The organism is Sphingomonas endolithica, assembly GCF_025231525.1.
In the GTDB taxonomy this organism is placed as follows: Bacteria; Pseudomonadota; Alphaproteobacteria; order Sphingomonadales; family Sphingomonadaceae; genus Sphingomonas; species Sphingomonas endolithica.
Genome location: NZ_CP103057.1, coordinates 3,592,686 through 3,604,961 on the forward strand (window position 1 = coordinate 3,592,686; position 12,276 = coordinate 3,604,961).

At 65.6% G+C, this 12,276-nt stretch carries 12 protein-coding genes and 1 tRNA gene; 5 read left to right on the forward strand and 8 right to left on the reverse strand.

Features of this window, described 5'->3' with window-relative positions:
* Window positions 1-35: 35 nt before the first annotated feature.
* The 3 genes from NV382_RS16960 to NV382_RS16970 all read right to left on the reverse strand — a co-directional run bounded on the left by NV382_RS16960 (window position 36) and on the right by NV382_RS16970 (window position 2,593).
* The gene (locus NV382_RS16960; protein WP_260597902.1) at window positions 36-1,076 is read right to left on the reverse strand and encodes a M48 family metallopeptidase; all 1,041 of its coding nucleotides are present in this window, start codon (window positions 1,074-1,076) and stop codon (window positions 36-38) included.
* A gap of 15 nt (window positions 1,077-1,091) precedes the next feature.
* Window positions 1,092-2,189 carry a YjgN family protein gene (locus tag NV382_RS16965; RefSeq protein WP_260597904.1) on the reverse strand — a complete coding sequence of 366 codons (1,098 nt, stop codon included), beginning with the start codon at window positions 2,187-2,189 and terminating at the stop codon, window positions 1,092-1,094.
* A 330-nt stretch (window positions 2,190-2,519) separates the two neighbouring features.
* Window positions 2,520-2,593 (reverse strand) — tRNA-Gly (locus tag NV382_RS16970).
* A gap of 98 nt (window positions 2,594-2,691) precedes the next feature.
* Between NV382_RS16970 and NV382_RS16975 the strand changes: the two genes are divergently transcribed.
* Window positions 2,692-2,844, forward strand: coding sequence for a hypothetical protein (locus NV382_RS16975; RefSeq protein ID WP_260597905.1), 153 nt, complete (start codon window positions 2,692-2,694; stop codon window positions 2,842-2,844).
* Window positions 2,845-3,082: 238 nt separating this feature from the next.
* Window positions 3,083-4,366: a methyltransferase family protein gene (locus NV382_RS16980; RefSeq protein ID WP_260597906.1), complete on the forward strand. Its 1,284-nt coding sequence runs from the start codon at window positions 3,083-3,085 to the stop codon at window positions 4,364-4,366.
* 118 nt (window positions 4,367-4,484) lie between these two features.
* On the opposite strand, the gene NV382_RS16985 is transcribed toward NV382_RS16980, so the two are convergent.
* From NV382_RS16985 to NV382_RS16995, 3 genes are all read right to left on the reverse strand, one after another.
* Complete coding sequence (locus tag NV382_RS16985) at window positions 4,485-5,855, reverse strand: glutamate--cysteine ligase (protein WP_260597907.1); 1,371 nt, start codon at window positions 5,853-5,855, stop codon at window positions 4,485-4,487.
* A gap of 121 nt (window positions 5,856-5,976) precedes the next feature.
* Entirely contained in the window at window positions 5,977-6,717 is a 741-nt protein-coding gene (locus NV382_RS16990) for a 16S rRNA (uracil(1498)-N(3))-methyltransferase (protein WP_260597908.1), read from the reverse strand.
* A 45-nt stretch (window positions 6,718-6,762) separates the two neighbouring features.
* Window positions 6,763-6,927 carry a hypothetical protein gene (locus NV382_RS16995; RefSeq protein WP_260597909.1) on the reverse strand — a complete coding sequence of 55 codons (165 nt, stop codon included), beginning with the start codon at window positions 6,925-6,927 and terminating at the stop codon, window positions 6,763-6,765.
* 166 nt (window positions 6,928-7,093) lie between these two features.
* On the opposite strand from NV382_RS16995, the gene NV382_RS17000 reads away from it, so the two are divergent.
* Window positions 7,094-8,617, forward strand: coding sequence for a fumarate hydratase (locus NV382_RS17000; protein ID WP_260597911.1), 1,524 nt, complete (start codon window positions 7,094-7,096; stop codon window positions 8,615-8,617).
* A gap of 1 nt (window position 8,618) precedes the next feature.
* Entirely contained in the window at window positions 8,619-9,896 is a 1,278-nt protein-coding gene (locus tag NV382_RS17005; RefSeq protein WP_260597912.1) for an MBL fold metallo-hydrolase, read from the forward strand.
* Window positions 9,897-10,288: 392 nt separating this feature from the next.
* Here the strand turns inward: NV382_RS17005 and rdgB are convergent, their stop codons facing one another.
* Together rdgB and rph are read right to left on the reverse strand one after the other, a co-directional pair.
* Window positions 10,289-10,918 (reverse strand): RdgB/HAM1 family non-canonical purine NTP pyrophosphatase, encoded by a 630-nt coding sequence (gene rdgB / locus NV382_RS17010; protein WP_260597913.1) that lies wholly within the window; start codon window positions 10,916-10,918, stop codon window positions 10,289-10,291.
* Complete coding sequence (gene rph / locus NV382_RS17015) at window positions 10,915-11,631, reverse strand: ribonuclease PH (RefSeq protein WP_260597914.1); 717 nt, start codon at window positions 11,629-11,631, stop codon at window positions 10,915-10,917. Before rph ends, rdgB begins: the two co-directional genes overlap by 4 nt.
* Before the next feature lie 100 nt (window positions 11,632-11,731).
* On the opposite strand from rph, the gene NV382_RS17020 reads away from it, so the two are divergent.
* Window positions 11,732-12,223, forward strand: a complete 492-nt coding sequence (locus NV382_RS17020) for a DUF6438 domain-containing protein (RefSeq protein WP_260597915.1) — start codon at window positions 11,732-11,734, stop codon at window positions 12,221-12,223.
* Window positions 12,224-12,276 lie beyond the last annotated feature (53 nt).

Genomic DNA, 12,276 nt, shown 5'->3' on the forward strand with positions numbered 1-12,276 from the left:
GGCACTTAAGGATCGGCTGGCGAGAATGACAGCCTTCAGAAGCGGAACGCCGGTTTCTCGACACTCTTGTCGGTCAGGCAGATCTGACGAAGGGCGCGCCATTGTGTCGGATCGAGCGTCTTTTGGTAGCCGCTTTGCCCCTTTGCACTGTCGGTGAACGCCTTCGCTCGGTCGCTGGAGACGGGATGGCTCTGCAGGTAATTGATCGTCCGCACCAGGCGGTTATCGCCTTGCTTGCCGCCCAGGCGCGTGAAGAAGGCGGCGGTGGGCAGCGGCGAGACGCGCGCCGTGCGCAGCATCTCGATCGCGGTCTTGTCTGCTTCCGCCTCGGCAGTGCGGGAGTAAGACGAGGCAAGCAGGGCGTTGGTGTAGCCGCCGACATTGCCGTCCAGTCCGCCGAGCAGCACGCTGAGGCCAAGCTGGCGTAGCAGGGATTCCATCACGTCACGATGCTTCACATGGCCGATCTCATGGCCGATCACGCCGGCCAGTTCGTCGGGCGATTTCGCCGCGCGGACGAGGCCGTCGAACACGACGATGCGGCCGCCGGGTAACGTCACCGCATTGACGATCGGCAGATTGACGACACGCACGTCGATCGCCGCGTCCTGTGCGTCGATGCGCTCGACGATCGCCGCCAGCGCCTCGCCGCCGCCTTCACCGTCGCAGGTGCGGCCCCCGAGATCGCCCACCATCAGATCACCCAGTTTGCGCTCTACCGATGGCGGCACGGCGCGGGCAACGAGTCGCGGGGTGCGCAGGAACAGCACGACCGTGATCGTCGCGAGCAAGGCGAATGCCGCCATCGACGGCCACAAGCCGTAGCGATCGATGATGCGACCGTAGCGCACTTGGCCGGGGAGGCGAGGGGCAAGTTCCGGTGGTACCCCGCCGGCAAAACCGATGCGCCAGCCAAGCTTGCCGCGCAGGCCATAGACGGCGTCGCCACCCACGGCGTCACGCGGCTCGAGATCGGCAAGTGCGAGAGGCTCGCCATCGGCGAGGCGGAAACGATCGCCGTCGAGCACGAAGGCGCGCGCATGGCGGAGCGCGCTGATGCCGTCATAATGCCACACCGGATATTCCATCGCCTAGAAGGCGCCGATGTCGAACGCGTCGAGCAGGCCCTCGCCCTGGCCGGGCTCGCGCGTGCCCGATTGCGTCAGATCGTCGAGATGCACCGAGCCGAACGCGTGCAGGTGGCGGATGAAAAACGCCCAGTTGCGGTAGGCGAGGAAGATATAACCGATGCCGAGCGTGCAGATGACCAGCGCGATATTGCCGAGCATGAGCTTCGCCCAATCCCAGGTGCGCGCGGTGAACTGGAATTCCAGATCGCCAAGCGACAACGTGCCGATCGCCTCACGGAAATAGGCCGAGTAAAAGAACAAGGCGACGGCGCCAAGCACCCCGTAAAAGACGAACACGAGCAGGAAGCCGATCACCATGACGGAACTGGGCGTCGGCAGTCCGGAGGGCTCGCCGTGGAACATGAAGGCCGCCGCGATGCCGCCGCCGAACAGCAGGATCGGCACGAGATAGAAGAGCAGGAAGCGCGGCATGAGCTTGCCCGCCTCAGCCGCGGCTTCGAACCGCAGCGGGCCGAAGCTCATCTTGTTCCAGCGTTCGTTCCACAGCGAGGTCATTGACCAGGGAATCAGCAGGCCGAGTACCAGGCCACCGCACAGCGTGCGCCACAGATATTGCCAGCCATAGCCCAGCCCCTGATCGTCGCTGCCGCCGCGGATGCCGTGCCAGAAGGTGCGGCTGAGCCGGTAGCGGAGCGCGCGGAAGACGGCGATGCCGACGAGATACAACAGCGCGATGTACAGCACGACCACCATCAGGCCCGCAGCGCCCGGATGCCCGCGCAGCACGATCCCCTGCACGACCAGCTGGATCACGCCCAGCGGCACCAGGATCAGCACGAAGGCGAGGAGATAGCCGATGAACAGCTCCAGCCCGGTACCGGTCCATTCCAGCCGATCGTCGATGAAGCGTGTCTCACTCCACAGATAGCGCCGAACGCGGGTGCGCGCCCAAAAGGAATAAATGCCGAGCGTAACGATCGTGAGCGCGAGATTGGTGAAGGCGATCGGCGCGAATTGCTGCCACGTGCCGGTAAAGCCGAAGGCGCCGCCCTCTGTCTCAGGCGCGCGCGCTGGCGCGTGGTCGTGTCCGTCGCTCATCAAGATACCCCCCGGTTTGCACCAGTGGAGCGCAAGCCGGGGGGTGGGTCAATGGCGTTCTGCAAATTCGCTCAGCGTGCGTCGGCGAACGCTTGCAGCGCCGCGGCGCTGCCGGCTTGCTAGGCGCATCCCCGCCGAAGCCGTTGGCCTGTATCAGATAGACGCGGCGCGTGCGGGCGAGTGCGGGCACCACATCGTCCCATGCCGCGCGGCGAGGAAAGCCCGGCAATCAGAATCACCGGATTGCTCTTGCGGCGGTAGCAATGAAGATGTGCTTCGTTCGTACCCTAACTGGGACGAGGTTCGTCAGCAGATCGCGCGGCTGAGGGATGGAGCGGGTAGCGGGAATCGAACCCGCGTATTCAGCTTGGAAGGCTGCTGCACTACCATTGTGCTATACCCGCATGCCATCGTCACTAAGACGACGGGCGGCCCCCGGTCAATACGGCTTTATCAGCTGCAAGGGCGGCGTCGGAGGGGAAACGTGGGGGAGAGCGCCCGAATGCTGCTCGATCCCCCACACTGCAATCTCACCGGTGCCGGTCTGACCGGCTGGCTCCACTCCTCGAACGTTTTTGTTGTCATTGTTCGGCGTGACGACAGCGAGCATCCGTGTACGGCAAATGCGAACCAAAAAAAAGAGGCCGGCCAATAAATGGCCAGCCCTTGAAAGTTTTAGGAGAGGATGCCTGAAAGGCACCCCCTTTGTGCAGTGCAGCACCGTTCCTCGCAAGTGCGTTGAAGGCCATTGCGATTGCAAAAACTGCAACTGGGACTGGATGGCGGCGTTCTCGGATGCAAAGGCGTTTGGTAAGGCGGCTGATCCCTCCCGCATTGGAGGGCGACAAAGTTGCTTCACGGGTTGCTTACCATTGTTGCGCTACGTCGGCGGCATGTTTCACGATGCCGCCCTCGCTGGTGCCGCCACCCGGGCGGCGGATCCTCGCCCCGCCTCCGCGGTCAGCACCGGTTGCGGCGTGGCGGGGATGGCTGGGCTGCTGCTGTGGCTCGGCATTGCCCGGCGTTACGGCATGGACGGGCCCTATGCCGCGCTGGTGGGGATCAGCGCCTGCGCGTTGCCGATGGTGCTCTGGGCGGTGCTGGTCGACAAGGTACATCGCAATCCATCGACCGGGCTGGCCTGGAACAACGCCAGGCCGTGGCGCGAGACGATCGACGTCAGCCTGACCAAGCTTGCCGGGCTGTGGGCGACCTGGGCGGTGATCGGGCTGATCTACGCCACCGAGCGCTTCTACTGGGAAGGCAATTTCGCCTTCGCGATGCAATGCTTTCAGGTCGTGGCACCGGTGCTGTTCGTCCTGTCGGTGCCGTATATCGTTTGGCTCGACCGCTATGCGGTGGATCCGAAGGACGGGTGCTGGGCGTTCGGCGCGTGGTTGATGGGGCTGAACCAGGCGATCGAGCGCGAGGCGATCTTCAACCATCTGCGCGGCTGGGCGGTAAAGGGGTTCTTCCTGGCCTTCATGCTGGCGATCGTGCCGCCGGGCTTCGGCGATTTCATCCGCACCGACATCAGCCGTCTGTCGTATGATCCGGTCGCGCTTGCGGGCTGGCTGATCACGCTGATGTTCACGATCGACGTCGCCTTCGCCACGGCGGGGTACATCCTGGCGCTCAGGCCGCTCGACTCGCACATTCGCAGCGCCACGCCTTATGCCGCCGGCTGGGCCGCGGCGCTGATCTGCTACCCGCCGTTCATCCTGATGAGCGATGGCGGGCCGTTCGATTATCATCAAGGGACCGAGGAATGGTCCTATTGGTTCGCCGGGCAGCCGCTGGTGCTGGCGGCGTTCGGCGTGGTGCTGGTTGTGTTGACCGCGATCTACGCCTGGGCGACGATCGCGTTTGGGTTCCGCTTTTCCAATCTCACCAACCGCGGCATCCTGACGCACGGGCCTTATGCCTGGTCGCGCCACCCGGCGTATTTGTCGAAGAACCTGTTCTGGCTGGTGTCGACCGTGCCGGTGCTGAGCACGGGATCGCTGGCCGATGCCGCGCGCGCCACGCTGCTGATGGGGGGCGTGGCCGGCGTCTATTACTGGCGCGCCAAGACCGAGGAGCGGCATCTCGGGCTCGATCCGGCGTACCAGGAATATAGCGCATGGATGGAGCGCAACGCGCCGGTCCCGCGCTTCTTCCGGTGGCTGCGCAGCTAGCGAACGACGACTTGGCCCAACATCATCCGTTCGTGTCGAGCGAAGTCGAGACACCTGCGCTAGGGAAGGTGTCTCGACTTCGCTCGACACGAACGGTTAGCGTAGAAGTAACTGCAGCCTAAAAGCGCAGCTCGTCATAGACCTTCGACACGTCGCCGTTCCACGCGCCGTGATACTTCTCCAGCAGTATCTCGGCCGGCACCTTGCCCGACCGTACGACCTCGCGCAGCGGATCGAGGAAGCCGGTTTCGTTGCTGCCGCCGCCATCCAGGCGACTGCGCGCGGCCAGGCCGCTGTGCGAGATGTCGAGCACTTCGCCGGCGATATCGCGGAGCGTACCGCCACCGGCGATCGGTGCGTTGAGGCCCAATTTCGGCACGGCATCGCGCAATGCCTGCCGCTCCTCGATGGTCCAGTCCTTAACCAAGTCCCACGCGGCATCCAGCGCGCTGCCGTCGTAGAGCAACCCGACCCACAGCGCCGGCAGCGCGCAGATCCGGCCCCACGGGCCGCCATCGGCGCCGCGCATTTCGAGGAACGTCTTCAGCCGCACCTCGGGGAAGGCAGTCGACAGGTGATCGGTCCAGTCGTCCAGCGACGGCAACTCGCCGGGCAGGACGGAAAGCTTGCCCTGCAGGAAGTCGCGGAAGGACAGGCCGGCGGCGTCGATATACTTGCCTTCGCGGTAGACGAAGTACATCGGCACATCGAGCGCATATTCGGCGTAGCGCTCGTAGCCGAAGCCGTCCTCGAACACGAACGGCAGCATGCCGGTGCGCGCGGGATCGGTGTCCGACCAGATATGGCTGCGATAGCTGAGCATGCCGTTGGGCCGGCCTTCCGTGAACGGCGAATTGGCGAACAGGGCGGTCGCCAGCGGCTGCAGCGCCAGCCCGACGCGGAACTTCTTGGCCATGTCGGCCTCGCTCTCGTAATCGAGATTGACCTGGATCGTGCAGGTGCGCAGCATCATGTCGAGCCCCATCGTGCCGACACGCGGCATGTGCCGCAGCATGATGCCGTAGCGCCCCTTGGGCATGCGCGGCAGCTCGTCGCGCGTCTTGTCCGGCCACATGCCGAGCCCCAGGAAGCCGATGCCGAACTTTTCGCCGATCGCCTTCACCTGTTCCAGGTGCCGCCCGGTCTCGGCGCAGGTCTGGTGGAGATTGTCGAGCGGCGCGCCCGACAGTTCGAACTGGCCGGCAGGCTCCAGGCTGACGCTGCCGTCGGCACCGTTCAACGCGATGACGTTGCCGCCCTCCATGACCGGCGTCCAGCCATAGCCTTCCAGCGCCTTCAGCAGGTCGCGGATACCGCCTGGCTCCTCGTAGCTTGGCGCGTGATGGTCGGAGAGCGCGTAGACGAACTTTTCGTGCTCGGTGCCGATGCGCCACTGCTCGATCGGCTTTTCGCCCCGCGCGAAGCTCGCGATCAATTGGTCGCGCGATTCGATCGGCGGTGAGATCTTGGCTGGCGTCGGGCTCGTCATCGTCGCGCTGTAGCGGTGGGGAAGGGGGCGCGCTAGTGGCGACCGCGGCGACGAATTGCACCCAAAAGGGGTGCTTCCCCGGCGAAGGCCGGAGAACTGTTATGTGCAGGCATCTCAGCCTCTACCAATCCCCCCGCGCCGCCATCCATACCGCCACGGCTGCCGCCGCCGCCGTATCCGCGCGCAGGATACGTGGCCCCAGACCGACCCCGATTGCCCCCGGCACGGCGCGGATCGCGGCGCGCTCCTCATCGTCGAATCCACCCTCCGGCCCGATCAATATCGCGGCGGAAGCACCGCCATCCCGCATCGCCGCCAGCGCCGGCTCCCCGCCCGCCTCGTCGGCGAAGAACAAGGTTCGCCCCGCCGGCCAGTCGCGCAGCAACGCCGGCAGCTTCACCGTCTCGGCAAGCTCGGGGATCGCCGTGCGGCCGCATTGCTCGGCCGCTTCGATCATGTGCGCGCGCAGCCGCTCTTCCTTAGGCTTGTCGACCACCGAGCGCCGCGTCACCACCGGCACGATCCGCGCGACGCCGAGTTCGCACGCCTTTTCGACCATCCAGTCGATCCGCCCCTTCTTGAGCGGTGCGGCGCAGAGCCAGAGATCGGGCACCGCCTCGCGTTCCCGCAGCTGCTCCGTCACGTCGAGAGTGACATCGCGCTTGCCGACCGAACTCGCCAGCCCGAGCCATTCGCCGGTCAGGTCGTCGCAGAGCTTCAGCGGATCGCCGGTCTTCATCCGCATCACGGAAACGAGGTAATGTGCCTGCGGGCCGGTGATGGTGATGGATCCGGGCGCGAGCGGCGTATCGACGAAGAGCCGCGGCGTCGATTGCGGCGGCCAGGCTGGGGTGGCGGTCATCCTGGGGGACTAGCGTGTCGCGGTTTCCACGTCACCCCGGTGGGACTATCGCCGGCGCGCCCAGGGCCAGCGGCGCCGCACCAGCCGCCAGACGACGACCAACGTGACGAGCCCTGCGATGGTGCCAAGCGCGATCTGTCCCGCGGCCTGCATCATCGCCCAGAACAAGGCTTCGAAGAACCGACCGACGGCGACCGACCAGCCTACCATTCGGAAAAGAGAGCGTTTTGCGTCACCTGCTCGTGGGTAGACGCTATGGCCCCACCTGGCAAAGGCCGCGCAGTCGCGTCGGCGGAAAAGCGTGGCAGGGACTTTCGGCGGAGGATGAAAGACGCTTAAGGAGCATACAACCCGATCCCAGCAGAAAAGCGTGTCCATGACGACCATCATCCGCGAAGCCGAGCTGATCGAGAGCGTCGCCGACGCGTTGCAGTTCATCAGTTACTATCACCCGATGGATTATATCCGCGCGCTCGGTGTCGCCTACGAGGCGGAGCAGAGCCCCGCTGCCAAGGATGCGATCGCACAGATCCTGACCAACAGCCGCATGTGCGCGGAGGGGCATCGGCCGATCTGCCAGGATACCGGCATCGTCACAGTGTTCGTTAAATGGGGACAGGATTGCCGCTTCGCCGACGGCAGCCGATCCCTGCAGGAGGTCGTCGACGAAGGCGTGCGCCGCGCGTACCTCAATCCCGAGAACAAGCTGCGCGCCTCGATCCTGGCCGATCCAGCCTTCACCCGGCGCAACACCAAGGACAATACGCCAAGCGTGCTCAGCGTCGAGATGGTGCCGGGCAACACCGTATCGATCGATGTCGCGGCCAAGGGTGGCGGATCGGAGAACAAGTCGAAGTTCAAGATGATGAACCCGAGCGATTCGATCGTCGACTGGGTGCTGGAGATGCTGCCGCAGATGGGCGCCGGCTGGTGCCCGCCGGGGATGCTTGGCATCGGCATCGGCGGCACGGCGGAAAAAAGCATGCTGCTCGCCAAGGAATCGCTGATGGGGCAGATCGACATGGCGCAGCTGAAGGCGCGCGGCCCTAGGACCGACGTCGAGGCGCTCCGGATCGAGATCTACGACAAGGTCAACGCGCTCGGCATCGGTGCGCAGGGGCTGGGCGGCCTGTCCACCATCCTCGACGTCAAGATCGCCGACTGGCCGACGCATGCCGCATCCAAGCCGGTGGCGATGATCCCCAATTGCGCGGCGACGCGGCATGCGCACTTCACGCTGGACGGGTCGGGGCCGGTCTATCTCGAACCGCCGAAGCTGGAGGAATGGCCCGACGTAAACTGGACGCCGGACAAAGCGGCGATCCGCGTCGACCTCGATACGCTGACCGCCGAGCAGGTGGCGACCTGGCAGCAGGGCGACCGGCTGCTGTTGAACGGCAAGATGCTCACTGGGCGCGATGCCGCGCACAAGAGGATCAAGGACATGCTGGACGCGGGCGAGCCGCTGCCGGTCGAGTTCAAGGGCCGGGTGATCTATTATGTCGGCCCGGTCGATCCGGTCGGCGACGAGGTCGTGGGGCCGGCAGGGCCGACCACGGCGACGCGGATGGACAAGTTCACCCGCATGATGCTCGGCCAGGGCCTGCTGGCGATGGTCGGCAAGGCCGAGCGCGGTGCGGATGCGACGCTGGCGATCGCCGAGGCGAAGAGCGCGTATCTGATGGCGGTCGGCGGCGCGGCCTATCTCGTCGCGCGCGCCATCAAGGGATCGAAGGTGGTGGGGTTCGCCGATCTCGGTATGGAAGCGATCTACGAATTCGAGGTGAGCGACTTCCCGGTGACGGTGGCGGTGGATTCCAGCGGGGCCAACGTGCACCAGCTGGCGCCGCTCGTCTGGAAGGAGAAGATCGCGCGCGAGCGGTTGCTGGAAACGGTCTGAGATGACCTTGCGCGTCGTGTTTCGCCGGATCGTGGCGGTCCTGCTCTGGCTGGTCGTCATCATGTGTCTCGCCGCCACGATCGTGCCGCAGTTTCTCGACCGCATCTATTATCGCGGGGCGACCAGCGGCCATTTCGACGGCGCCCGCTTCTTCAACAGCGACGGCAGCGACGACGACACCAGGCCGGTACCCGGCGGCGGCGGGCGAGCCGGCTTCTTCTGGCGGCAGGCGACCGGGCGCGATGGGCGACCCGCCTGGCCGGATGCCGTACCGGTCCGTCCGGCGCGGGCGGCGGAACTGGGCCCGCTTGCAGCCGGCGGGATGCGCGCGACCTGGATCGGGCATGCCAGCGTCCTGGTGCAGACGCCCAAGCTAAACATCCTGACCGATCCGGTATGGAGCGATACGGCAGGGCCTTTCGGGTTTGGCCCGCGGCGAGTGGCCGCGCCGGGCGTACGGTTTGAAGACCTGCCCAAGATTGATCTCGTGCTGGTCAGCCATAATCACTACGACCATATGGACCTCGCCACCTTGAAGCGCCTGTGGGATCGCGACCGGCCGGTATTCATCACCAGCTTGGGAAATGACGCATTGCTGCGGAGCGCCGGCATCCCAGCACGCAATGTTTACGATTGTGGGCAGTGCCCCGGCGTCGCGGCGCTGGACTGGGGGCAGAACACGATCGTCGAAGGTGCGCAGATGCGTGGTTGGCAGGCGCGACCAATAGGGGCGGCGCCGTTCACGCGAGTATCGGTGGTCCGGACGCATCATTGGGGTAGTCGCTGGTTGTCCGATCGCAATCGGGCATTGTGGTCCGGCTTCGTTGTCGATGTACCGGGCAGTGGCAGCATCTTTTTCGCCGGAGACACTGGTTTGGGCGACGGCCGTTGGATCGATGAGGCCAAGGCAGCGGCAATCCAGCCGATCCGGCTGGCGTTGATCCCGATCGGTGCGTTCCGGTTCGTGCCCAGGCAGATGCAGTCCGCCGCGCATATCGGCCCGATCGATGCGGTGGAGGTGTTCCGCCGCTTAGGGGCGAGCACCGCGATCCCGATCCATTGGGGCACGTTCAGGCTGAGCTACGAAGGATATCGCACGCCACCGACGCTGTTGGCGGCGGCCGCGCGCTGCGCGGGCGTACCGGCGGGGCGGTTCGCGCCGGTCCGAATCGGGCGGCCGGTGGCGATCAGGTCCCTTGGTGGCGGTGCCGTGTCGCGCGTTGATCGAGCGGCGGTGGTACGTTGCCTGGATACGCCGGCGGTGGAGGCGATGCGGTGAGGGGGAGGTAGCAACCACTCCATCGTTCTCCTGCGAACGCAGGAGTCCAGGAGTCACGAGCGCCGCACTTAGTTACTCTGGGCTTCTGCGTTCGCAGGAGAACCCTGTTGTTTGTGGGCGCCCGGATCAGTGTCTGCTCACAGCCGACAATGCTCGCCCCCTCGGTCACCCCGGCACAGGTCGGTGATTGCACCACTCGGACATGGCCAACCTCGTCATCCCCGCGCAGGCGGGGATCCATACCGGCTTACTTTGCTGCTGAAGTCCCGTCGCCCGAGTTTATGGGTCCCCGCCTGCGCGGGGATGACGTATCATGCTCAAACGGGATAGCGCCGAACAGGTCCGGGCTGACGGACCGATGTTCCCAGCATCTCTCCGCCAATCGCTATGGGCTACAGTACCGCCGCGACCAATTGTCGGAACGCATCGGCACGGTGGCTGACCGCATGCTTGGCGTCCGGCTCGATCTCGCCGAAGGTCTGGTGATCGCCATCCCGCACGAACATCGCGTCATAGCCGAAGCCCTTGTCGCCCCGCGGCGGCCAGACGAGCGTGCCATCCACGCGACCCTCGAACCATTCGACATGGCCATCGGGCCAGGCAAGCGCCAGCGCGCAGACGAAGTGCGCGGCTCGGCTGGCGTCCGGCCCCTGTTCGGCCAGGTTCGACTCGATCGACTCCATTGCCAGCACGAAGTTCTTCTCCGGCCCGGCCCAGCGCGCGGAGAAGATGCCGGGATCGCCGTTCAGCGCATCGACGCACAGCCCGCTATCGTCGGCGAGCGCCGGCAAGCCCGACAGATCGGCAGCATAGAGCGCCTTCAGCTCGGCATTGGCGACGAAGGTGGTGCCGGTTTCCTCAGGCTCGGGCAGATCGAGTTCGGCTGCAGACACCGGCTCGATCCCATAGGCACCCAGCAAGGCGCGGATTTCGCGCACCTTGCCTTCGTTATGGCTGGCGATGACCAGCGGGCCGGGCTTCAGCTTGCGGATCGCCTGAGGGACATCGCCTTCACCACTCATTTTGCCACTGCCTTTGCCTGTGCCGCGAAGATATCCGCGCAGCCGATACGGGCCAAACGCAACAAGCGCAGCAAAGCTTCCTCGTCATAGGTCGCGCCTTCGGCGGTGGCCTGTGCCTCGGCGATGTTGCCGTTTTCGAGCAGCACGAAATTGGCGTCGGCATCGGCGGTCGAGTCTTCGTCGTAATCGAGGTCGAGCACCGGCGTGCCCTGATAGATGCCGCAGCTGATCGCCGCGACCTTCTGCGTCAGCGGATCGGCGGTCAGCTTGCCGCTTGCCAGCAGCCCGTCGATCGCCAGGCGAAGCGCAACCCAGGCGCCCGAGATCGAGGCAGTGCGCGTGCCGCCATCGGCCTGGATCACGTCGCAATCGAGCACGATCTGGCGTTCGCCGAGCAGCTTCATGTCGGTGACCGCGCGAAGCGAGCGGCCGATCAGGCGCTGGATTTCCTGCGTACGGCCGGATTGCTTGCCCTTGGCGGCTTCGCGATTGTTGCGCGTGTTGGTGGCACGCGGCAGCATGCCGTATTCCGCGGTCACCCAGCCCTCGCCGCGTCCGCGCATGAACGGCGGGACCTTCTCCTCGACGGAAGCGGTGACCAGCACCTTGGTGTCGCCGAAGCCGATCAGCACGGAGCCTTCCGCATGCTTGGTGAAGCGGGGTTCGATCGTGATGGCGCGCATCTGATCGGGGGCACGGCCGCTGGGGCGCATTCAACTCTCCTCAAGGTTTGGTCGGGCAGGCAATGGGCAGGCACCTAGACGGGTGCCGGCCAACACGCCAGTGTCGAGCAGGGAGACGAAGAACATGGCAATGCGGATGACATCATGGATGGCGGGTGCGGCACTCGCGCTCGGCGGATGCGCGACGACCGGGACCACGCCGGGTTCGACCCCGCAGCCGCAGATTCGCAACATGACCTATGCGACCTTGCCGTGTCATGGCTTTTGCCCGGTTTATACCGTGACCATCGACGCCGATGGCGAGGGAATGTTCACCGGCACGAGCAACACCGCCGTCACCGGCGCGCGCCGCTTTACCGCGACGCCGGCGCAGGTCGCCGACTTCTTCGGTCGCTTGCAGCCCTATCTCCCGACCGGCGAGCTGCTGCTGAGCGGCCCCGATGCCTGCAAGATGTACGCGACGGACCTGCCGGCGGCGGAAGTCACGTGGAGCGGCACCGGCGGTTCGGGGCACCTGCTGTACAATTATGGCTGCGACCGCGACGCGCACCGCACGCTCGCCGACGCGCTGCGCGGCGCACCGCAGGCGCTGCCGATCGCCGATCTGATCGGCAAGCGTTGAACGACGCGCCGTTGACGGGGTGGGCGTTGAGCATCGACTGTCGGCTCACCACA

Coding starts and splice junctions, on each gene's coding strand:
- NV382_RS16965 (WP_260597904.1), bottom strand. CDS start 2,189: ATGAGCGACGGACACGACCACGCGCCAGCGCGCGCGCCTGAGACAGAG.
- NV382_RS16990 (WP_260597908.1), bottom strand. CDS start 6,717: ATGACCGCCACCCCAGCCTGGCCGCCGCAATCGACGCCGCGGCTCTTC.
- rph (WP_260597914.1), bottom strand. CDS start 11,631: ATGCGCCCCAGCGGCCGTGCCCCCGATCAGATGCGCGCCATCACGATC.
- NV382_RS16995 (WP_260597909.1), bottom strand. CDS start 6,927: ATGGTAGGCTGGTCGGTCGCCGTCGGTCGGTTCTTCGAAGCCTTGTTC.
- NV382_RS16980 (WP_260597906.1), top strand. CDS start 3,083: ATGTTTCACGATGCCGCCCTCGCTGGTGCCGCCACCCGGGCGGCGGAT.
- NV382_RS17000 (WP_260597911.1), top strand. CDS start 7,094: ATGACGACCATCATCCGCGAAGCCGAGCTGATCGAGAGCGTCGCCGAC.
- rdgB (WP_260597913.1), bottom strand. CDS start 10,918: ATGAGTGGTGAAGGCGATGTCCCTCAGGCGATCCGCAAGCTGAAGCCC.
- NV382_RS16985 (WP_260597907.1), bottom strand. CDS start 5,855: ATGACGAGCCCGACGCCAGCCAAGATCTCACCGCCGATCGAATCGCGC.
- NV382_RS16975 (WP_260597905.1), top strand. CDS start 2,692: ATGCTGCTCGATCCCCCACACTGCAATCTCACCGGTGCCGGTCTGACC.
- NV382_RS17020 (WP_260597915.1), top strand. CDS start 11,732: ATGCGGATGACATCATGGATGGCGGGTGCGGCACTCGCGCTCGGCGGA.
- NV382_RS17005 (WP_260597912.1), top strand. CDS start 8,619: ATGACCTTGCGCGTCGTGTTTCGCCGGATCGTGGCGGTCCTGCTCTGG.